General features: G+C 61.2%; 19 protein-coding genes and 1 tRNA gene. 16 read left to right on the forward strand and 4 right to left on the reverse strand.

All coding sequences use genetic code 11. The features are described from left to right. Positions 1 to 30: 30 nt before the first annotated feature. The 6 genes from R3F07_06875 to R3F07_06900 all read left to right on the forward strand — a co-directional run bounded on the left by R3F07_06875 (position 31) and on the right by R3F07_06900 (position 7,060). Positions 31 to 2,325 carry a hypothetical protein gene (locus R3F07_06875; protein ID MEZ5276083.1) on the forward strand — a complete coding sequence of 765 codons (2,295 nt, stop codon included), beginning with the start codon at positions 31 to 33 and terminating at the stop codon, positions 2,323 to 2,325. A gap of 121 nt (positions 2,326 to 2,446) precedes the next feature. Continuing rightward, positions 2,447 to 3,397 (forward strand): hypothetical protein, encoded by a 951-nt coding sequence (locus R3F07_06880; GenBank protein ID MEZ5276084.1) that lies wholly within the window; start codon positions 2,447 to 2,449, stop codon positions 3,395 to 3,397. Between the two features lie 162 nt (positions 3,398 to 3,559). Continuing rightward, positions 3,560 to 4,486, forward strand: coding sequence for a lysophospholipid acyltransferase family protein (locus tag R3F07_06885; protein ID MEZ5276085.1), 927 nt, complete (start codon positions 3,560 to 3,562; stop codon positions 4,484 to 4,486). 14 nt (positions 4,487 to 4,500) lie between these two features. Further along, positions 4,501 to 4,947: a hypothetical protein gene (locus R3F07_06890; protein MEZ5276086.1), complete on the forward strand. Its 447-nt coding sequence runs from the start codon at positions 4,501 to 4,503 to the stop codon at positions 4,945 to 4,947. Between the two features lie 306 nt (positions 4,948 to 5,253). Continuing rightward, a complete protein-coding gene (locus tag R3F07_06895; GenBank protein MEZ5276087.1) occupies positions 5,254 to 6,093 on the forward strand; it encodes a rhodanese-like domain-containing protein in 840 nt (279 codons plus the stop codon). Positions 6,094 to 6,178: 85 nt separating this feature from the next. After that, the gene (locus tag R3F07_06900; protein ID MEZ5276088.1) at positions 6,179 to 7,060 is read left to right on the forward strand and encodes an RDD family protein; all 882 of its coding nucleotides are present in this window, start codon (positions 6,179 to 6,181) and stop codon (positions 7,058 to 7,060) included. Between the two features lie 38 nt (positions 7,061 to 7,098). Here R3F07_06900 and R3F07_06905 read toward each other — a convergent pair whose 3' ends face one another. Continuing rightward, positions 7,099 to 8,403, reverse strand: coding sequence for a cyclopropane-fatty-acyl-phospholipid synthase family protein (locus tag R3F07_06905; GenBank protein MEZ5276089.1), 1,305 nt, complete (start codon positions 8,401 to 8,403; stop codon positions 7,099 to 7,101). A 137-nt stretch (positions 8,404 to 8,540) separates the two neighbouring features. After that, positions 8,541 to 8,921, reverse strand: coding sequence for a rhodanese-like domain-containing protein (locus tag R3F07_06910; GenBank protein ID MEZ5276090.1), 381 nt, complete (start codon positions 8,919 to 8,921; stop codon positions 8,541 to 8,543). A gap of 200 nt (positions 8,922 to 9,121) precedes the next feature. Here R3F07_06910 and R3F07_06915 point away from each other — a divergent pair, with 200 nt between their 5' ends. The 3 genes from R3F07_06915 (at position 9,122) to R3F07_06925 (ending at position 12,276) form a co-directional block, all read left to right on the forward strand. Next, positions 9,122 to 9,916, forward strand: a complete 795-nt coding sequence (locus R3F07_06915) for a DUF2189 domain-containing protein (protein MEZ5276091.1) — start codon at positions 9,122 to 9,124, stop codon at positions 9,914 to 9,916. 876 nt (positions 9,917 to 10,792) lie between these two features. Continuing rightward, a complete protein-coding gene (locus R3F07_06920) occupies positions 10,793 to 12,142 on the forward strand; it encodes an MFS transporter (GenBank protein MEZ5276092.1) in 1,350 nt (449 codons plus the stop codon). A 57-nt stretch (positions 12,143 to 12,199) separates the two neighbouring features. After that, positions 12,200 to 12,276: transfer RNA gene (locus tag R3F07_06925), tRNA-Arg, on the forward strand. Between the two features lie 524 nt (positions 12,277 to 12,800). On the opposite strand, the gene R3F07_06930 is transcribed toward R3F07_06925, so the two are convergent. After that, positions 12,801 to 12,938 (reverse strand): hypothetical protein, encoded by a 138-nt coding sequence (locus R3F07_06930; protein MEZ5276093.1) that lies wholly within the window; start codon positions 12,936 to 12,938, stop codon positions 12,801 to 12,803. Between the two features lie 443 nt (positions 12,939 to 13,381). On the opposite strand from R3F07_06930, the gene R3F07_06935 reads away from it, so the two are divergent. The 5 genes from R3F07_06935 to R3F07_06955 all read left to right on the forward strand — a co-directional run bounded on the left by R3F07_06935 (position 13,382) and on the right by R3F07_06955 (position 18,785). Continuing rightward, complete coding sequence (locus tag R3F07_06935; protein ID MEZ5276094.1) at positions 13,382 to 14,416, forward strand: Gfo/Idh/MocA family oxidoreductase; 1,035 nt, start codon at positions 13,382 to 13,384, stop codon at positions 14,414 to 14,416. After that, complete coding sequence (locus R3F07_06940; protein ID MEZ5276095.1) at positions 14,413 to 15,285, forward strand: sugar phosphate isomerase/epimerase; 873 nt, start codon at positions 14,413 to 14,415, stop codon at positions 15,283 to 15,285. Before R3F07_06935 ends, R3F07_06940 begins: the two co-directional genes overlap by 4 nt. A 191-nt stretch (positions 15,286 to 15,476) precedes the next feature. Continuing rightward, positions 15,477 to 17,036, forward strand: coding sequence for an arylsulfatase (locus R3F07_06945; GenBank protein ID MEZ5276096.1), 1,560 nt, complete (start codon positions 15,477 to 15,479; stop codon positions 17,034 to 17,036). A 94-nt stretch (positions 17,037 to 17,130) separates the two neighbouring features. After that, positions 17,131 to 18,129 carry an HAD family hydrolase gene (locus R3F07_06950; GenBank protein MEZ5276097.1) on the forward strand — a complete coding sequence of 333 codons (999 nt, stop codon included), beginning with the start codon at positions 17,131 to 17,133 and terminating at the stop codon, positions 18,127 to 18,129. A 254-nt stretch (positions 18,130 to 18,383) separates the two neighbouring features. Next, positions 18,384 to 18,785, forward strand: coding sequence for a hypothetical protein (locus tag R3F07_06955; protein ID MEZ5276098.1), 402 nt, complete (start codon positions 18,384 to 18,386; stop codon positions 18,783 to 18,785). Positions 18,786 to 18,821: 36 nt separating this feature from the next. On the opposite strand, the gene R3F07_06960 is transcribed toward R3F07_06955, so the two are convergent. Continuing rightward, the gene (locus R3F07_06960; protein ID MEZ5276099.1) at positions 18,822 to 20,420 is read right to left on the reverse strand and encodes a hypothetical protein; all 1,599 of its coding nucleotides are present in this window, start codon (positions 20,418 to 20,420) and stop codon (positions 18,822 to 18,824) included. A gap of 200 nt (positions 20,421 to 20,620) precedes the next feature. On the opposite strand from R3F07_06960, the gene R3F07_06965 reads away from it, so the two are divergent. After that, positions 20,621 to 20,896 carry a hypothetical protein gene (locus tag R3F07_06965; GenBank protein ID MEZ5276100.1) on the forward strand — a complete coding sequence of 92 codons (276 nt, stop codon included), beginning with the start codon at positions 20,621 to 20,623 and terminating at the stop codon, positions 20,894 to 20,896. Between the two features lie 179 nt (positions 20,897 to 21,075). Next, positions 21,076 to 21,909: a transporter gene (locus tag R3F07_06970; protein ID MEZ5276101.1), complete on the forward strand. Its 834-nt coding sequence runs from the start codon at positions 21,076 to 21,078 to the stop codon at positions 21,907 to 21,909. Positions 21,910 to 21,959: the final 50 nt, after the last annotated feature.

A 21,959-nucleotide genomic window follows, 5' to 3' on the forward strand; every position in this document is an offset into this window, starting at 1 on the left:
CCTGGATTGGGTTTGCCCACCGATCCATCCGTGCCCCTCCAATTCCTCTTCGAGCTCAATCCCGCAGAATCGGTCATCGCTCCCTTTCACGATGAACGCATTTCCCACCAGCTCCCCTTCCGATCAGTTGCCAAAGACGGTATCGGCTTTCGTCATCAATACGGTTGGGACAGCACCAAGCTCATCTGGGAGACCTGTCCGGCCGGTGCCGTGGCCGGAGCCGCCACCCTCGAAGTCGGCGATCTGCCGGAGCGCTTCGACCGGTTGATCTTCTGCGTCGTCATTCCGGCCGAAGCGACCGTCGGTTTCGAAGCACGGCTCGACGATCAATGGTGCACCCTGGGTGATCCGGTCACCGGAGAAAGCAAGCGGATTGAAGTCGACCGTCAGCGACCTGCCGGCAGGTTGACCGGGCTGCGCATCGTCGCCACCGCGCAGAAGACGGGGCCCATCCAGGTGGGCCTGCAATGGTGGGGCGTCGGATCCAGCGGTCTGGTCAAAGACCTGGAAATCGCCCGCCCCCGTTACGATGGCCGCTGGGAGGGCCTCATCAAACCCGCCGAGTCATGGGGCAAACCGGAATTCGCCCGAGGCTTGTTCTTTGGTGAATCCGATCTTCCCGCGCTTCGTCACAAGGCCACGCTTCCGGTTTGGAAAGGCCATTTCGAGAAGCTTGAGGAACGAGCCCGGGCGTCGCTCGCACGTGAACCCCTGGACCACCTCGAAGATTATATCCCCTGGTCCGACTACCGCTACCTGCGTCAACGTGAGCAGGGACGCGAACCCTGGATGGCGGAGCCGGTCCTCTGTGCCCTCGTCGGCCTCGTCCGTCAGGACGACGCGCTCATCCGACACGCTTTGCACCACCTCATGTGTTTCGTCCATACGACCCATTGGTGCCAGTCGGCCGAGAGCCGCGCACGTGGCAGTACCTGGGACCAGCGGTGTTTTCTCGAAGAAATGGCCACGACCACCTGCGCCCTGCTCTACGACTGGCTCTATTTCGCCCTGACCGAACGGGCGCGGGATTTGGTGCGGGTCGCCCTGTGGGACAAGGGTCTAAGCGTGATCCAGCGCGACATGGTCAAATGGGAGTATGTCTACACCATGAACCAGGGTCCCTGGTTCTGCCGGGCGCGTATCCTGGCCGGCCTGGTTCTCGAACAAGCCTGGCCTCGGGTGCTCCCCTATACCGAGATGGCTCTCAAGGATATGCAGGAAGGGATGGCCGCCTATATCCTCCCCGATGGAGGGACCGATGAGGGGGTCGGCTACTTCTCGGTAACCCTTCAGGCGGTTCTCCCGGGACTTCTCGCCTACGCCCGGGTCCGCGGGACGGACATTCACGACATCCTGCCCCCGGCTCTAGCCCGAAGCGGGTCATTCGTGTCGATCATGTCGGCGATGAGTCCGGGCGGCGTTCTGCTCGACGGCGACAACTCCAATGACCGATTCACCGGCGACACCATCGCCATCCTGGCCGGTCTCTTTCCAGACGACGTCTATCCCAGGATTGCCGCCGCCACCCTGCTTCAGCTCCGTGGCGACACCTATTACCGTCAGTACATGATCGACGGCCCCTTCGCCTTCATCGCGGCCCCCGATAAGCTCCCGGAACCGCAATGCGTGGTTCCCGTCTTTGGACTGCTCAGCCAGACCGGACAACTGACCAGCCGTCGGGCCCTCCCTGATGGTCATGAGGTGCGGATCCATCTGGCCGGCTGCAAAGCCCGGGCCAGCCACACCCACTTCGACAAGGGCGCTTTCACCGTCGAACTCGATGATGAACCGGTTCTGATCGACCGGGGGATGATCCGTTACGACGATGCCCGCGGCTTCACGCTGAAACGGACCGAACTGCACAATGTGCTGGCCCCCGTTTCGTCCCGCGCCACTCCCATCGGGCAGGACTCGGCCGAGGAAGCCGTCATCCCCGAAGGGACGGGAGACGCTCAACAGCTGCGGGCTCGCATCGACCTCGGTCACGTCTGGCGCGAGATCATGACATCGTGCTGCCGCGAGCTGTTTTCCGCCAGGCCGGAAGAACTGACCATCCGGGACCAGGGCTGCCTCACCGAACCCCTCGGGCTCACCTTCCACCTGCACAGCCGGGCACCCTGGCTCATCGATGCGGCAGCGAAACGGGCCGTTCTGCGCCTTCCCGCCTGGGAGATCACCGTCGAAGCTCCCTGGGCGGCAGAGATCATCCAAGGAGAAGACGGGATCGACCATCGTTACGAACCCGTCTGGCACCTTGAATGCCGGATCCCGCCCGGAGAAAGCAACTTCGATCTGGTGACTCAGCTCCGCTGGTCCCGAGTCTGATCCACCCGCGTTCTCTTTTGACACGGTCAGGGCCCTGGGTTGAAAATCACGGCAAGGTCTGAAGCCTGGCCCCCGTCGACCATGACCCGGCCGATTGAGCTCATTCTTTTTTCCGCATCCGATGAACCGGGATACTTGGAATCGCATTCGCCGAAACGCCCGCAGCACTGTTCTCAGTCCGCTCGTTCGCCTCTCCATCTTTCTCTGCCGGGTGCTTCCACACAGCTGGTCTCATCTGTTCTTCGCCACCCTCGGCAACCTCGCCTATCTGGTCATCCCCCGGGATCGTGAACGCACCCTCACCAACCTGACCGATATTTACGGGGATCAATACTCGCCACGCCAGATACGGTCGATGGCCCGACAGGTTTTTCGCAACCTCGGCCACAGCGCGGCCGATTTCATGATCGCCCAGTCAATCACCACCAAGGAGGAGCTTGAGGAAGTGCTCTCGGTCGAAGGTCAGGAGCACCTGGAGAAAGCCTATCGACAGGGACGGGGGGTCGTCGTGGTCACCTGCCACCTGAGCTGCTTCGAGCTGCTCGGTGTCTATTGTGCCCTTCGCTACCCGACCTACATTGTGGGGGCACGGATTGACGACGAGAAACTGAACGCAATTCTCCTGAAATCGAGGGAACGTCTCGGCGCGACCAACATCTACAAGGGAGAAGCCAATCTGGCTCTATTCAAGGCCCTCAAGAAAGGAGCCCTTCTCGGTCTGCTCATCGATCAGGACATCAAGGTGAAGTCCGTCTTCGTCGATTTCTTCGGCCGTCCCGCCTCCACTCCGGTCGGTCCTGCCCTTCTGGCCCAACGGACCGGCGCAGTCTGTCTGGGAGCCGGCATTCGACGCATCGGCCGCAAACAACACCTTACCTTCACCCCGGAGATCGAGATCGCCCGAACCGGGGATACCGAAGCGGATCTGCTGACCAATACCCGTCGGTTCTCCGAGGTCACCGAGACCTTCATCCGCCAGGCCCCCACCCAATGGGTCTGGATGCACCGTCGTTGGAAGACGCAACCGGGCCACGACGAAGGAACCGGCACAGGGGCCGCCCAGGGCGCCTGAACCACCCCGGGCCGGTAAAACGCGACCGCCGCCGGCCGCGAACTTACGCTTTCCCTTCCCACGGAAAGCGGCCTAGACTTTCCTCTTGATCGATCTTCCTCTACACAAAGTCGGCATCTTGCAGACCGGCTCCATCCACTTCGCAGGCGTTTCCCTCCGGTGATGATCCGGAATGCCTGGAATCGGTTTCGCCGGGGCACCCGCAGTGCGGTTCTCTGTCCCTTGTTCCGCATGGCCATTGTCGTCTGCCGGGTGGTGCCTCACCGCTGGTCCCACGCCTTCTTCGGCATGATGGGAGGTCTGGCCTACTTCCTGATCGGACGGGACCGACGCCGAACCATCGCTCACCTGACTCAGGCCTTCGGCAATGAGTCCTCACCCGCCCAGATCCGCCGGATGGCCCGAGAGGTCTTCCGCAATCTCGGGATGAGTTTCGCCGACCTCCTCATTTCACAATCCATCACCACCAAGGAACAACTCGACGAGATCCTTACGGTTGAGGGTGCCGAACACCTGGAGCAGGCCTTCCAACGGGGAAACGGCGTGGTCACCCTCACCTGTCACCTGAGTGCCTTCGAACTGACCGGCGTCTATTGCGCACTGCGCTACCCGACCTATATCGTCGGAGCCCGCATTGACGACGAGAAGCTCAATGCGCTGCTCCTAGAATCCCGGGAACGCCTGGGGGCAACCAATATCTACAAGGGCGAAGCCAACCTGAAACTCTTCCGGGCCCTCAAACAGGGAGCCCTCCTCGGCCTGCTCATCGATCAGGATATCGCGGTCAAGTCGGTCTATGTCGATTTCTTCGGCCACCCCGCCTCGACCCCGGTCGGACCCGCCCTCCTCGCCCAACGGACCAACGCCGCCTGTATTGCCATGGCCATACGCAGGGTCGATGGAAAGCTGCACCTGACCATCGCCCCGGAGATCCCCATCGACCGGACCGGGGACACCGAGGCCGACCTTCTCTCCAACACCCGCCGGTTTTCCGAAATCACGGAGGCCTTCATCCGCCAGGCCCCCACCCAATGGGTCTGGATGCACCGCCGCTGGAAGACCCAGCCCGGAGAGCAGGAAGTGGCCTAGAGATCGTCCGGCACGTGGGGTTTCCCTTCAATGACCGAAGAGCCTTTCTGCCCGAGCATGAGGAGTTGTTGATCCGCACCCTGATGGCCCGTCTGGCCGCCTTTCCCTCGCTCTACATCGTCGATCCGGCCAATGAGTACAACCTTTATCTGGCCGACCGCAACAGCCTGCTCAATGACGCCTTTGCCATACGCTTCGCCCGGCTCATCCGCGCCCATGACCCCTACTTGCACCCAATGGGCATCCATGTGACCGCCGCCGAGCGGATGGATCCTCCCTTCCAGGATCGATTCCGTCACAACCCCGAAATCGATATTCTCCTCATGCGGACCTGGGGAGCCTTGGGCAACCAGGAGGGCACAGTCTCCGGCAAGCGTATCCGACTGAAGGACCCCCATCTTGTCACAAGTAAACAACTACACCAGAACCGCATCCTCATCCTGCGTGAATCCGGGGGCTGAAAACCGATTGCCTTTGCCCGATGAGGCGGAGCATTCGCTCGATCACCTGATCTGCCGGGGCGTCAACCCGGGGTCGCCCTCCACTACGCCCAGCCGGGGTTCCGTCGTATCAGGATCCATCCCGACGGCACCCTAATCCGGCGCACCCTGTGCAAACCGCCGACAACCGGGTTTGTAACATAATAAGTGACAAACCCATCCAACCCTCGGGACGGGAGTCCGGCCGACCGCCCCCTTGCCCGGCAAGACCCGGCCTCAAGGCTTGGCGGGAGCGCGATTCCGGTTTCTGATGGGAGCCTGCAACCCATGGAGACCTTCTGCACGATTGCCGCCTACAAGTTCGCCGACCTGACCGGTCTGGAGGAACTGCGCCCCCGCCTGAAGGCCCGCTGCCTGGACCTCGACCTCAAGGGAACCATTCTGGTGAGCCCGGAAGGGATCAATGTCTTTGTCTCGGGCACGGACGCCGCGATCGAGGCGATCCTAAGGGAGATCCAGGGCATTTCCGGACTCGAGGACCTCGAGCCCAAGTACAGCCGAGCGACCGAACAGCCCTTCAACCGGATGCTGGTCAAGATCAAGAAGGAGATCATCGCCTTCGGTGTGGAGGGGATTCGTCCCACCCGCCAGACAACGCCCAAACTCGCCCCAAAGGATCTGAAGCAGTGGCTGGACGAGGGACGGCCCGTCACCCTTCTGGACACGCGTAACGACTACGAGGTCAAACTCGGCACCTTCCACGGGGCCCGACCAGTCGGCATCGACCACTTTCGTGACTTTCCGGAAGCAGTGCGCCGCCTGCCTTCGTCAATGAAGGACGAACCGATCGTGATGTTCTGCACGGGCGGCATCCGTTGCGAGAAGGCCGGTCCGTTCATGCAGGGCGAAGGATTCAAGAATGTTCTTCAGCTTGAGGGCGGTATCCTCAAGTACTTCGAGGAATGCGGCGGGGCCCACTACGACGGGGAGTGTTTTGTTTTCGACCGCCGGGTCGGGCTCAACGGTTCCCTTGAAGAGACCGGATCCGTCCTCTGCTTTGCCTGCCAGATGCCCCTGACTGTGGAGGAGCAGAAGGATCCCCGCTACGTGCCCGACATCTCCTGTCCCTACTGCCACGAAGGCTCCGCCGAGACCGCCGATAGCTGATCGAGGCGCGCCGGGATACCCCTGGATCCTCCGCCGTCGGCCTTGACCCAATGCCGGGCGGGTTCAACGTGGTGGCGTCGCAATCATGCCTGAGTCCACACCTGCAAATTCCGTCAAACCCGACAAGTCGACCGGTCGCGTCGTCAATCCCGAGGTCCTTCATCTCGACCCGCGCATCCTCGACATGCCTCTCGCGGCCCCCTGGCAGCGGGCCGGTGCCATGGCCGCGGATCTCCTGGTCATCGGCGCTTTATCCCTCCTGGCCGGCCCTGTCCTCGGGCTTCTCACCGGCGTGACCATGGCGTCCATCGGCAGCCGGCGGGTGAGCAAGGCCAGGTTCTGGCAGGCCTTCCGCTGGGTCTTGATCCTGCTCGGTGCCGGCGTGGTGATTCTTTCCAGCTTTCTGCTGGTCGGGCGCCCGATCATCCGCACCGCGGCCTTCAATCTCGGGTCCGTTGCCGCCGGACCTTCAATTGAGACCGTCTACATTTCCCCCTCCGCGGGGACAGTCGAATTGCGGCGTGCGGCTGGTACCCTCCAGTCTCAGGTTGACCAGCTGGTGGAAGAAAACGAACGACTGAGACAATCGGCCCGGGGCAACTCTCTGGTCAATACCGCCACCGACTTCTCCAGCACCCTTGGACTGACCTTTGGTTGGGCCGGTGTCTACTTCACCCTCTGCACCGTATGGCTGAAAGGCCTGACCCCGGGGAAATGGCTTTTTCGCACCCGTGTGGTCAAACTCGACGGACGCCCGCTCACCCCGATGGACGCGTTTGTCCGCTATGGCGGCTATGCCGCCGGCCTGGCCACGGGATCGATCGGGTTCCTCCGCCTGCTCTGGGACCCCAATCTCCAGGCGATCGAGGACAAGATCGCCGGGACCGTGGTTGTCAGGTCCGGCCGGAAAGAACGGTCGGGTCCGCAGAAGACTTTCGACGGCCCACCGGCTGAAAATGAGAAGTGACGCGGTTGCCTCCGGCCCCGGGCCGGAGACACAGAGGTTCAGTCCCGGCCATACCAGTCGTCGCGCCTCAGGGGAAGGCCCGACCGTCCATCCGGGTCGGGTCGACTGAGCAGAGTCTGGTAAACCGAAAGGTAGCCACGGTCGAAGGCATAGGCCGAGGCGGCCATGTAGAGGCGCCAGATACGGTAGGTTGACTCGTCGACGTGGCGAAGCGCTTGGGCATGGGCAGCCTCAAGGCGGCGCACCCAGTGCCGGAGGGTCAGGCCATAATGCTCGCGCAGGTTCTCGACGTCCCGAATCTCCAGGCCCGCTTCCTCGGCCGATCCCAGCACAACGGGCAGAGGCGGGATGTCCCCGTCGGGAAAAACATAGGAGTCAATGAACGAGGGACAGGTCGCACGGCGGGGACGCCCACCCTCGCCGATCGCATGGTTGAGGAGCACCCCTCCCGGCCGCAGGAAATCCCGGAGGGTCCGGAAGTATTCACCCAGTCGCTCGCGCCCGACGTGCTCGGCCATCCCCACGCTGACCACGGCGTCAAAAGGATGGTCGGGCTTGAGCTCCCGGTAGTCGACCGGCTCGATGCGAACGCGGCCGGCCAACCCGGCCCCGACTACCCGTTCACTCGCCCAATCGGCCTGGCGACCGCTCAAGGTCACCCCGGTCACCTCGACACCGTAGTGACGCGCCGCATACACAGCGAATCCCCCCCAGCCGCAGCCCACATCGAGCACCCGGTCACCTGCCTTGAGTCGCAACTTGCGGCAGAGGAGGTCCAGCTTGGCTTCCTGCGCGCGTTCCAGGTCTCCGTCGCGTTGCCCGAAATAGGCGCACGAGTAAACCATCCGGGGATCAAGCCAAAGCTGGAAGAACTCATTGGAGAGGTCGTAATGAAAGCGGACCGACTGACGATCCCGCTCACGGGAGTGTCGCCGACCGAACCGGGAAACGGAGGCTCCCCGGCCGGCGAATTCTCCTGGATCGGCCGGCAATCGGCGAAGGTGCGCCATCAGCCGAATCCGTTTCGCCAGGTTCGAGTCCGCCAGGTCCGCCAGCAGATCAGCCATCGAACAGGCGGCCTCGAGGTCTCCGGACACATCGAACCGGTCGGCAATAAACGCTTCAGCCAGACGTTTCTCCGAAATCGATCCGAACATCCCGCGCAAGGCTCCGGGAGATTTGAGGATCAGGGTCGCCGGCCGCCGTTCCCCATCCGGCCAGAGCGTGCCCTCCCAGAGTCTGACCGAAACCGGGGGCGAATCATGCCCTTCAAAGACCAGATCAAGCAACGCAATGGCGTGCTCGATCACACTCTGTTGGTCCGAAGATGCCAGTCTGATCATGCCCAGTTCCTTCCAGGCCGCTGGCTCCGCGGACCACCGACCCAATGCAAAAACGCAACTGGCGGATCATAGCTCAGATCCGATAGTTGGAAAAGACAAAATCCCGCCGGATCCGAATCCGACGTTGCCTTCCTTCGTCAATTCGCCGGGACGGGTCTCGATTCCATGATCCGGGCGGCATGACCAAACGAACCGAGGTTGTAGGTACTCTCATAGCCCATCGACTTCAGGACCTTCGTCCCGTGACCGCTGCGGTTCCCACTGCGACAGTGGAGAAGGACGATCTGTTCCTTCTCCGGAACGACCTCGGCGATCCGATCGGCCAACTGGTCGAGCGGGATATTGATCACTCCGGGAATGGACTTGTTGGCGAATTCCGCCGGCGTCCGCACGTCGATCACGACCGCTCCCGCATCCAGGTACTTGAGGGCATCCTCTTCCTTCAGACTGCCAAGAGCCCGGGTGACCTGAAGAGCCAGAAAGACAACGACAATAACAGCAAAAATGGTCCAATTCATATGATTGCACAATTGAGAACGCATTTATTCCTCGAAATCAAGGCCCGGAGACCGATTTTCCTTCAGATTTCCTGGTGTCTGCCCTTTCGAGATCCGGGATTCCGTCCGTGTCGGGGGGACCGTGCCAACGGCCGGCCATCCGCTTACGCGGCCCCATCCCGGACTTGCCAACCGGCCGGCTCGTTCCTTAATGATTCCGAGTGGAATCGACCCTGCCCCCGTCCGATTCGGGATTCCGCCTGCCGGAAATCCGCCCCATCAACCGCAAGGCCGCTCTTGGCTGGATACGTTCCGGCTGGTCGGATCTTCGGGCCATGCCGCTGGCCAGCCTTTTTTACGGCCTGATCCTGACCGGCCTTGGGGTGGCAGTCTGGCTCCTGGTCGAAAGCACCAGTTACCGGATCGCCCTCGCCAGTGGCGTCATTCTGGTGGGCCCTTTCCTGGCCGGCGGCCTTTTCGACCTCAGCCACATCCGCGCGGAAACCGGGAAGGGCAGCCTGGCCCATTCCCTGACTGCCTGGCGCCACAATGCTCTCGCGATCAGTTTGTTCGGCATCGTCCTCGTCATTCTCCTCGGACTCTGGAGCCGGACCTCGGTCATCCTGATCGCCATCTATTTTGCCGGCGACATCCCCGAGGCCCACGTGGCCATCGAACAGATTCTCGGAACAGGCAGCGGCTGGGTTTTCCTCGGCTGCTACGCCCTGGCCGGATCAGCCTTTGCGGCCTTTGTTTTCGGTATCAGCGTGGTGACTATTCCTTTGCTGCTGGACCGGAAGGATTTCGATGTTCCGCTGGCTGTCGTGGTGAGCTTCAAGACAGCGCTCAGGAACCGATCGGGCATGGTGCTCTGGGCTGTTCTGATCGCCCTCTTCATCGGGGTGGGCTTCGCCACCCGCTACCTTGGATTCATCGTCATCCTGCCACTTCTCGGCCACGCCACCTGGCATTCCTATGTCGAGATGATTGAACGGCCGGGCCACCCTCGAGACTGACTCCTTCGGATCACCATCCGCCTTCCCGACTCCTTACCGGATTGGAAAGGAGCCTCTGGTCCGCCAGGAACACCACCTTGAGTCCACCTGGGGGCAGGGCCGCCGCCCGGAGCATCCAGGATTCCGTCCTCTACGGTCGGACAGGCCCGTAACCAGGGACAACGCGCTCGGGGAGCACGACCCTCCATCTCAAGACCATCAGACAGAGCTGTCCCAAAATTGGGACGCCGGCTGTTTCGCAGACCGAACACCCCGACCTCGCGCCGGGAGCTTCGCTGTTACGATCAGAAAAATTAAGTTTTTATCTATGTCTTGTCCAATTACTTACAAATTCATTCCACGACTTGGCACGCCTCCAGCATTACATCAGGCAGAAAGCAGAAAACCAAATCCAACACTCAACTCACCACAACCATGACCATCATCGCTTCCCTCCTCATCATCGCCGGCCTGATCTCCAGTATCGTTGACGACCTCCGCCACGAAGAAACCAGCCACCGGTTGACCGGCCAGGCCTGAACCGCAACAGCACCGTCACCACCAAACCAAACCACCCTCACCGAGACCACCATCATGATCACCGTAACCGCCACCTTCGTCCTCGTCCTGGCCAGCCTCGCCTACAGCGCCTTCACCGATGTGCGCCAGTCGGAAGAAGCCAACCGGACCCTCCGGACCCACGCCTGAGACCAATCCCCTCGGGAAGATCAACAACCAAGAGCCACCGGCCAGAAGCCGGTGGCTTTTTCATTCCCGGAATCCCCGATCCGTGCGGAGGATTTAGGGATGATCCGGGAAGGTTCTTGACCCACTGAGCCGATACGGGGATCAACCCCGTTTCGCATGCTCCCAGACTCCACGCCGACAGATCAACCGGTGAAGCCGTCCCGACGCTCCCGACTCTGGGACCCCGGGTTCCCGTTCCGCCCCGCGTCGATCACTTTCTTTTACGGCTGGGTGATCGTCGCAGCGGCCACCATCGGGATGATCTTCACCATCCCGGGCCAGACCATGGGGTTCAGTGTCTTCACCGACATCCTGATCGTCGAGCTCGGCCTTTCCCGCCTCCAACTGAGCACGGCCTATCTGGTCGGTACCGTTCTGAGTGGTTTCTCCCTGCCCTGGCTCGGACGGGTTTTCGACCGGATCGGGGCCAGACGGATGGCCGTCTACGCCTCAGTCGCCACGGGTCTTGTGCTCTTCTACCTGAGCGCATGCACCCGGATCAGTGCCGCCCTCACCGCGATTATCGGCCCGACCGGAATCGCAACGGTGGCAGTTCCGTTTCTCGTGATCACAATCGGGTTCTACCTGATCCGCGCCTCCGCCCAAGGTGTTCTGGCCCTGACCGGCCGCAATATGATCGGGAAGTGGTTCGACTACCATCGGGGGACGGCGCTCGCGTTGAGCGGTGTCTTCACCGGATTTGCCTTTTCCATCGCCCCACGCGTCCTGGATATGTTGATACGCCGTTTCGGCTACGACGGCACCTGGGGCCTTCTCGGGGTGATCACGCTGATCGGGATGGGCGGGCTCGGCTGGCTTCTCTATCGGGACAATCCCGAGCAATGCGGTCTGCGGATGGACGGGCCGGAGGCCGCCGGCCGCAAGCGGATCTTCCACGCCGACGCCATCGCCCACCGGGACTACTCCCTGGCGGAGGCCGTCCGCACCCTCCCCTTCTGGGCCTTCATCCTGTCTTTCGCCTTCTATTCCCTTTTCGGCACGGCGATCACGTTTCACATCGTCTCGCTCGGAGCGGAGGCCGGGATCGATCGGACGACCGTGATCGGGTACTTCGTGCCCATGGCCTTCTTCAGTGTAGGAACCAACCTCTTCTGCGGCTGGATCAGTTCCCGTACCCGGCTCAAGTACCTTCTTTTCGCCATGAATCTGGCTGCGATCGCCTCGGTCGTCGGCGCCCTCAACCTTGCCGAGGGATGGGGGCCGGCTCTGTTTGTCGCCGGCAACGGCGTCTGCGGAGGTGCCTTCGTCGCTCTGGCCGGCATCTCCACCCCAAGATTCTTCGGGCGCAGGCACATCGGCGCGATCAGCGGAGTCGGCATGTCGAGCATGGTCATCGCCAGCGGAATCGGACCCTTCGTTTTCAGCCTTTCCACCTCAACGACCGGATCCTACCGGGCCGCCCTCTGGATCTCCCTGCTGATTCCGGCATTTCTTGCTCTGCTGGCAACCCGGTCGGATAATCCCCAGCGACGGGACTGAAATTGAAAAAGGGGCTTGAACTCCCGGCCCCATTGCCTCTTTTTCCATGGTTTCTGTGCGCCCGTAGCTCAATTGGATAGAGCGCCTGACTACGGATCAGGAGGTTTGGGGTTCGACTCCCTACGGGCGTGCCACTCTGCAATGTCAGGGTGGCACAGACGCAGAGTCTACTGCGACCGGTCAATCAGTCCCGGGAGCCTCACCTACGGTGGTCCGGTTGTCCGCTTGGCGGACCCCGGTCATGTCGCTGCGCTCGGAACGACTCCCTACGGGCGTGCCACTCTGCAATGTCAGGGTGGCACAGACGCAGAGTCTACTGCGACCGGTCGATCAGTCCCGGGAGCCTCACCTGCGGTGGTCCGGTTGTCCGCTTGGCGGACCCCGGTCATGTCGCTGCGCTCGGAACGATGTCTTCACTCCGTTTCGAATGTCGTCGCCTGGCTCCTCGGAACCCTACGGGCGTGCCACTCAGGAACGGAATCAAAGAGTAAGGCCCTGAATTCCAACAGGCCCTCGCGATGCAGGCTCCGGAATCGGGCGTGAGCCTCAACCAATTGGTCAGAAGTAAGTCGGCCGATTGAGGTTTTGGCAAGAAGGGTGGCGCCTCTCATTGGTCCATACCCAACTGACCCCCGACCGTCCGACTGGTCCAGTTGCCCTAGTCGATACGCGACGAGACCGGAACCGATGGCGGCCTGACGTTTTCGATGACGAGCGCACGACGAATCTCGCCGGTGGTCTTCCTGACAAAGAAAATGAGGTCAAACCCGTGGGATAGCCGCTCGTATCGGATCATCTGGATCCCAATGAAAAAGCATCTCTTTTCGTGTAGGCATAAAGGCTTTCCGAATCCTCGCAGTCAGGCTCGCCGAGAAGGCGGGTGATTTCCTCACCTGTCCGAACCGAATCTGCCAAGTCGATCAATCGACCGAGTTCAGGTTCGTCCGCCGCACAGGCTGCGACACCCTCCAACAGGGTCAGGATCAGTGTGAAAATCGCCCATCGCATCGGGATCAGGATTGCCGGGCATATAAATGAGGTCCGCTTTCGGGCCGGCACCCGACACCGTCCCGATCTGCAAAAAGGTAAGCGGTGGCGCCGGATGCCTCATGCGGATATTCCGCGATGGGTCCTGATTGCCGGCGCGACCTCTTCAATTCGCATTGCATCCCTTTGAGGGTCGGGCGACGATGACGCTTCCATCCGTCCCCCCGAATCCCCATTCAGAGGAGTTTCTGCATGACCGCATTGAAGAACGCCAAGGTCCGTCTCGCCATCATCGGAGCGGGCGGCATTTCCGGAGCCCACGCCAACGGCATCAACGCCCACCGCGACAAGATCGAATGCGTCGCCCTTTGCGATATCTCCGACAAGAACCTGAAGCAGCGGAGCGAGCAACTCGGAGGCGTTGCGGCCCGGTTCAGGGACTGGAAGGTCATGCTCAAGTCCATGGGCGACCAGATCGACGCCGTCGACATCTGCCTGCCCCACCACCTTCACGCCAGGGCGATTCTCGACGCCGCCGCCGCCGGCAAGCACATCCTCTGCGAAAAGCCGATGTGCATGAACCTTAAGGAGGCCGATGCCATCGCCACCGCGGTCAAGAAGGCGGGCGTGACCTACATGTCGGCCCATAACCAACTCTTCATGCCGGCGGTGCGGGAGGCTAGGAAGATGATCGACGACGGTGCAATCGGCAAAGTCCTCTGGCTGCGCTCCCAGGATTGCTTCCAGGCGGGTCCGGATGGGTTCCGCGGGGCCTGGCGCGCCAAGCTCAAGTGGCAGGGAGGCGGAGAACTGATCGACACCGGTTACCACCCGAGTTACCGGCTTCTTCACCTCGCCGGTGCACCGGCCGTCGCCATCCGCGGCACCATGGGCCGGTTCCTCCAACCCATCGAGGGTGAGGATACCGCGAGCGTACAGGTCCGCTTCGCCAACGGAGCCATCGGAGAGGTCCTGACGTCATGGGCCTTCAACAATCCGCATGGCACCCACCAGATCCACGTCATCGGCGAAAAGGGCCAGGTGTTTGGATCTGGCAATGAACTGTATTTTCTGCCGAACGGCTACAGCCAACCGGCGAAGCGGGAGTTCAAACCGGTCGACACCATAGCCGCGGAAATGGAGCACTTTGCCGACTGTCTGAGCGAAGGCAGGCGTCCTCTTCACTCCGTCGAGGAAGGACGGGCCGTCCTCGAACTCATCCTGAGCTCCAGCAGGGACGCCAGGGGCTGGGAGAAAACAGCCGTCAAGAAAGTGAGGCGATCATGAGCGGGACGCGCACCGCCGGGTTCACCATCGGCTTTCGGCGCGGCTGGTCCGACTGGCAGAAGGATCTGGGGGCCGTGCTCGAGTGGGCCAAAGCCAACGGCATGGGCGCTCTCGACCTCGGCCGCGACGGCGACACCCTCGCCTCGGCCGTCGTCGACGCCGGCCTGCGGGTCGGTTCGGTGGACCTGGCCGAATGGCAGGGCATGATTTCGGCCGACAAAGGGAAGCGCGCCGAGGCCGTGGCAAAGAACGCCGACTACATCAAGGCCTGTGCCAGGATCGGGCCGATGAATCACTTCCTCGCCATGTTGCCCGAGAAGCCGGAGCTGCCGCGCAGCGACAATTTCGGCTTCATGGTCGAGAGTTTTTCCGCCCTGGCCCCGACCCTGGAAGCCTGCGGGGCGCGGATCGTCGTTGAGGGCTGGCCGGGACCGGGTGCCCTGTGCTGCACCCCGGAGGGTTTCCGCAATTTTTTTGCCGAATGCCCGTCCAGGTCGATGGGCGTCAACTATGACCCGTCCCACCTGATCCGCATGGGGATCGACCCCCTGCGTTTTCTGCGCGAATTCATCGACCGCGTCGGTCACGTTCACGGCAAGGACACCGAGCTTTCCCCGGAGCGTCTCTACGAGCTGGGCCACGAACAGCCCCCCACCTTTGCCAAGTCCTTCGGGTTCGGAGGGAACCACTGGCGCTACGCCATCCCCGGGCACGGCGTGATGAATTGGGGGGAGGCCTTCCGTCTTCTCGCCGAGCATGGCTACAAGGGTTGTGTCTGCATCGAGTTGGAAGACCAGGATTTCAATGGCAGCGAGGCCACCGAAAAGCTGGGCCTGCAACTGGGAGCGCGCTACCTCGAGGGCTGCTGAGATCGATTCCCGCCAACCCGGGTTACCGCACGGGGAGGACCATACCGGAGGACTCCTCCGCGCGGCGGCTACACGGCACAAATGCTTCTGTTGCTTGCAATTTGCCCTGTGTGCTCCACTTTTCCACAAATCTGCCCCGGAACCCGTTACCCTAAACGGAGTTCCATGATCTAACCGTCCGCATGTATCCTATGAAAATGAAACGCTGGGCTCTCGCCCTATTCTCGCTTGGCCTCACGATTGCCGCGCAAGCCGCCGACAAGAAACCCAACATCCTCGTCATCTGGGGCGACGATATCGGTACCTGGAACATCAGTCACAACAGCCGTGGCATGATGGGCTATATGACGCCGAATATCGATCGAATCGCAGCGGAGGGCGTCGCCTTCACCGACTACTACGGACAGCAGAGCTGCACTGCCGGCCGGGCCGCCTTCATCAACGGAAGCGTGCCGGTTCGCACCGGAATGACCAAGGTCGGCATTCCCAGTGCGAAGGAAGGGTGGCAGAAAACCGACGTCACCATGGCCACCGTGCTCAAGAGTCAGGGTTACGCCACCGGCCAGTTCGGAAAGAACCACCAGGGAGACAGGGACGAGCACCTGCCCACCATGCACGGGTTCGACGAGTTTCTCGGCAACCTCTATCACCTCAACGCCGAGGAGGAACCGGAGAATGAGGATTACCCGCGCGACATGGTCATGGCCAACGGCAAGACCTTCTATGAGAACTTCGGACCACGCGGCGTGCTCCACTGCAAGGCGGACGGCAAGGGTGGACAGACCATCGAGGACACCGGCCCGCTGACCAAGAAGCGGATGGAGACGATCGATGAAGAGACGCTTGCCGCGGCAAAGGATTTCATCACCCGCCAGGTCAAGGCCGGCAAACCCTTCTTCTGCTGGTGGAATGGAACCCGCATGCATTTCCGCACCCACGTCAAGGAAGAACACCGTCACCCGGGCAACGACGAGTATACCGACGGCATGATCGAGCACGACATGCAGGTCGGTGAACTGCTCAAGCTCCTCGACGATCTCGGCATTGCCGACAATACCGTCGTTCAATACTCCACCGACAATGGCCCTCACTACAATACCTGGCCGGATGCGGGCACCATGCCCTTCCGCAGCGAGAAGAATTCCAACTGGGAGGGCGCCTACCGCGTCCCCGCGTTCGTCCGCTGGCCCGGTCATTTCCCGGCTGGTGTGACCCTCAACGGCATCGTCTCGCACGAGGACTGGCTGCCCACCTTCGCCGCCATCGCCGGAAACCCCGAGATCAAGAATCAGCTTCTCAAGGGGGTTGACCTCAATGGTCGGCACTACCGCAATTATATCGACGGCTACAATCAGCTCGATTACCTCACCGGCAAGGTCGCCGAGTCACCCCGCCATGAGTTCATGTATGTCAACGACGACGGGCAGATCGTGGCCATGCGTTACGACGACTGGAAGGCAGTCTTCCTCGAGAACCGTGGAGTCGCCTTCGAGGTCTGGCGCGAACCGTTCATCGAATTGCGCGTTCCCCTTCTCTTCAATCTGCGGCGCGATCCCTTTGAGCGCGCCCAGCACAATTCGAACACCTACAATGACTGGTTCCTCGACCGCGTGTTCGTTCTCGCCCCCATGCAGCAGCTGGCCGCGAGGTTCCTCATGACCATGCAGGAATACCCGCCCAGCCAGACACCCGGTTCCTTCAACCTCGTCAAGGTTGAGGAGCAGATCAAATCGGCCATGGGCGGCAGATAAACACCGGTTCTTTTCGAGACCGCCATCCGGAAGGGTGGCGGTCTTTTCGCTTTCAGGAATCAAACCCGAAGACCTCACGCCACACTCTCCACTCATGAACACGAACACTTTTGCCTGTGCACTTGTCTTTATCCTCGCCCACGCGATTGCCCCATCGCTCGTCCGCGCTGAAGCCATCCTCGCCCCCCTTCCCTCTTGGAACGACACCGGCCACAAGAACTCAATCGTGACGTTCGTCGAACGCGTCGCGGACGAGTCATCCGATACCTTTGTGCCCGCCCCCGAGCGCATCGCGGTGTTCGACAATGACGGCACGCTCTGGAGCGAACAACCGATGTATTTCCAGGCATTCTTCATCTTCGACCGGATCAAGGTGCTCGCACCGCAACATCCCGAGTGGGTGACACAGGAGCCATTCGCCTCGGTTCTCAAGGGAGACATCAAGGCTGCACTGGCCGGCGGTAAACACGCGCTCGTCGAGTTGGCCATGGCCACCCACGCCGGCATGACGACGGAGGAATTTGAAACAATTGTCACCGAGTGGATCGAGACGGCCCGTCATCCCGAAACCGGCCGGCCCTACACCGAAATGGTATACCAACCGATGCTCGAACTTCTCACTTACCTGCGCTCGAACGGATTCAAGACCTTCATCGTTTCGGGCGGCGGCATCGAGTTCATGCGTCCGTGGGCGGAGCGGGTCTACGGCATCCCGCCCGAGCAGGTGATCGGCAGCAGCATCAAGACAAGATACGAGGTGCGCGACGACACTCCCGTCATCGTCCGTCTCCCCGAGATGAATTTCATCGACGACAAGGAAGGCAAACCGATCGGCATCCATCAGCACATCGGACGGAGACCCATCTTCGCAGCCGGCAACTCGGACGGTGACTTTCAGATGCTCGAGTGGACGACGTCGGGATCACGTCCCTCGCTGGGCGTCTATATCCATCACGATGATGCCGACCGCGAATGGGCCTATGACCGCGATTCGCACATTGGCCGGCTCGCCCGCGGCCTCGACGAGGCCGAACAGCACGGTTGGATTGTCGTAAGCATGAAGGACGACTGGCGAGTCATCTTCAGTGACTAGTGGCCGAACCGGTCGGGCGGGAGTAGGACCCTCCATTGAGGATCGATCTGTAGGGCGGTTCTCCGGTTCGACAGGCTCACCACTCTGAGTCCATCGAAGGGCCGGGTGGTCGCCTGGCGAAGGCCGACGATTCAAGAAGCCAGTTACCGCCAATCCTCGAAGAATCTGCACGAATTCGCGAGCTGGTACCGCCGGTCCTTTCAGAAGTCCAGGCCGTCCGGGAACCAATTCCGGCCTACCTCGATCGGGCAGAAATGATTGCCGTTCGAGCGCAGAGCGCCAGCAACAATGACGGTGAAGGAGCTGTCCAGGGGTTCTTCACCGGCATCATCAAGGCACCCGTCGCTCTGGTAGGCAGCATCGGTTCCTCGATCTTTCCTGTTCAGGGAACACCGCTTGACCGGGAAATGCTCGATGAGAGCGTGCTCGCGCTCCTCGAGGACGATATCCTGAACGCCGCACGCGAATGGATGAATCCCGAATCACGGATCAGGGGAAAGGCCGCCTTGATCTCCAAGTCAGATAAGGACGGCAGGAACATCCGGGTCGTCAACATTCAAGCGTGGAAAGAAAACAAGAGGGTGGCCCATCTTGACGTCACCCTTTCGGGTACGGAAGAGGGACAATGGGAAGTGGTGGACCAGAAGAAGCGGTGAGTCACACCTGACATCCGCGTCGTCATCCGCGGATCTTCAGGAAACCGTCAGGCCGGCTATCGCCAGCCCTTCCTTGATTTGAGCGACCAGCGCGTCGTCCTTTATGTAGCGTCGGATGAGCCAGTCCGCATTCCCGGAGAATCCGGGCCTGAACTCGAGAATTCTTTCTCGAAAACGGACCGCATCGTCGATTCGGCCGAGGTGGGCCAGCGCCACACATTGCATGAGCGGACACCAGAAGCTGCTCGAAGTCGTGGTGGCCATGGCCTCGCTCAAAGCCAAGGCAAAATCGTCGCGCCGCAGGGCTTCAGCCCAGAGCGCACCATGCACAAACCGGGAATGAAACGGATTACCCTGGATGGCCTGCCGAAGCTTCGCGGAACCTCGCTCCCAATCGCCGCAAAGTGTGAGCAAATAGGAGATCGCGTCCAGAAAGAGCAGCGAACCGCCCGCGTTGACCAGTGCGGCCTCGGCATGCCGCCGTGCGGACTTCATGTCATCCATCACGAGGCAGACATACCCGGCAATGGCCTCGGTCCGGCAATCCTGGGGATTCCGGCTCAACCCTTCGAGTGCGAGATCAAGGGCCTCCTCAATCCGAACCGGGATCCCATCGAATCCGAGAGCCCAGAGGTCTGCATAGCAGCGTGCCAGGAACGAACGGGCAATACCGCTTCGAGGATCCTTTCTCACCGCCACCTGAAGCCCGTGAATGACCCGTCCGAAGGCCTCCGGATCGGGAGCAAGCTGCCAGTCGAAATAGCGAAGAATGGCCTCATACGAATCCGGATCGGTGTTGTGCTCGGAAGGAAGCTGCCGGATCTGGTGCCGATAGAGGATGCCCCCTTCGTTGAACATCATGAGCGCCACCTGCCGTGCGGCGTGTTCCAGAAATGCCGCGATTTCAACCTCGGGTTGCGAATGGACAAATTGGCGAGCCCAGATCTGGTAGCCTGTCTCGCATTCAATCAACTGAACATCGAGACTCAATACGGTCCCGTTCCTCAGAAGCGCGCCACGCAGGCAAAGTCCCACTGATAGATTCTCCGGCAATGGGCCCGATGTCGTCGTCGTGGCGGAAATCGGATCGGTCGAGCTGACAAGAACCCTCACATCCCGCCTCTGATCGGCGCCAATGGCAATGTGCATGGACAGGCCGCGGGCGAGATAATCCAGCTCGGGATCACCGGTCAGGTTCGCGAACGGACAGACCACAATGACCGGAGCCTGGTGATCGGACAGGATGTTCCCGAATGTCATGTTCCGCGAACCGGACTCCGGTTCAATCTCCCTCGTCTCGTCATTGCTCAGAAACTCAGGCACATAAGTTCCCTTTGGGAGGACGATCTTTACCAGATGTTGGTCGCGATGCGTCAGATAGTAGTGCTCCAGGGAACGCCGCACCCGCCCGGCCTGCATCCGGACAATGGGATCGGTGCTGGGGTCGAACGATCCCTGTCGATCGAAGACCTCGGTCGCCAACGTATTCTGGGAGATCTCAAACTCCCTGCCCTCCAGTCTGGCCCGAACTACGAAATCGAGAAACCTGCGCGACCGCTCCGACCTGGCAAAGTCGGGGCTGTCGAGAAGCAGGTCGAGGGCACGGAGGACCTCCTGAGCTGAGGGATCACTCATGACGCGGACCTCAACGCTAGCCGAACGGGACTCCTGACAGCAAGTTGCAATCCTGTCGTCCGCAAGGCCGGCTGGAAGCCAGGGTATCACACCGTAAGTTACCCTCCCACCCTTGTCGGTCCCGCAACGACTGAATACAAGAGTGGGTGGATTGCCGGGGCTCCGACGCATGGACCCGTGTGATCCCGAGGCGGGAAACCATGAAGCCACCGATGAATACGCATGGCGATGGAGCCATGGAACACTGGACCTGTCTGTTGCGGGTCCTTCCCGACCGGAGGGCTCAGATTGAGCGCTCTTACCGGGTCTCGTCGGATTTCCGGGAAATCTGCGATGACTATGCCGATTGCGTGGCAATTCTCGAGACGATCGCCGGCGGCTCCCGGAGAGAGCCAACCGCAGTCGCCGACTACGAGGAAATGCGGGAACGGCTCGAACAGGAGATCCGCGAATGGCTGGCGAGCAACCCTCTGTGACCGTTCTGCAGGGCGGCCGAACCCGACCAAGAGCAGAGGCATCCCGGTTCGGCGAACATTCTGCGCATCCCACCGCCTCCAGTGCCGTGCGAATCGGGCCTGATTTGCCGTCGAAAGCAATCGGCCTGGTCCTTATCGTTGCGAGTGTCTTGTCCACGCCGCTGTCTCAAGCCCAGCAGATGTCACCCCGAACCTACTGGCCGGCTCCGGAGGGAACCAGGGTTGTTGTCACCGGTTACGCCTTCGCCGACGGCAACGTGCTCACCGATCCTTCGCTGCCTGTCGAAAGCATGGACTCACAGATCCACACCGCCATCCTGTCCTATATGCAGACGTTTGGTCTTCTGGGCCGGACGGCCAATATTCTCGTTGAAGTGCCCTACTCCTGGGCCCGGTCGAAGGGCTTCCTGCTTGGAGAGCCGGTCCAGCGAACCTACTCGGGCGTCAACGATCTCGGCGTGGCCCTGGGGGTGAATCTGATCGGCGCTCCGTCCATGGGACCCAAGGAATTCGTGGATCTGCGAGCGAATCCCCGTCCGATCGTTGGAGCGAGCCTCAAGGTGGTCGCACCGACCGGCGACTACGACTGGGGTAGACTGCTCAATCTTGGAACCAATCGATGGGCTTTCAGACCCCGGGTGGGTTGTATCCTGCCACTTACCTCCAGGTGGCATTTGGAACTCGAAGCCGGCGCCTGGATTTTCACTGATGACAACGACTTTGTCGCTGGTGAACGGAAACAGAACCCCATCGTCTCAGGTGAAGTCCACATCGTGAGACGTTTCAAGCCCGGCTTCTGGATGTCGTTGGAATCCACCTACTTCAAGGGCGGCCGGCAGACGATAGGCGGCGATCGATTGGTGGACGAGCAGGACAACCTCAGGGCCGGGGTCACCGTCGCGCTCCCCGTCGCCAAGAACCAAGTGATCAAAATTGGTTTCAGCACCAGCGTCGTCACCGATTTCGGGAACGATTTTGATGAAGGCCTGATCACCTACGGAATCGCTTTCTGACCTCTAACCGAAGACATGACCGTTTATAAATCGCATATCCGATCCCTGCC

It is taken from the genome of Opitutaceae bacterium (assembly GCA_041395105.1).
In the GTDB taxonomy this organism is placed as follows: domain Bacteria; phylum Verrucomicrobiota; class Verrucomicrobiia; order Opitutales; family Opitutaceae; genus B12-G4.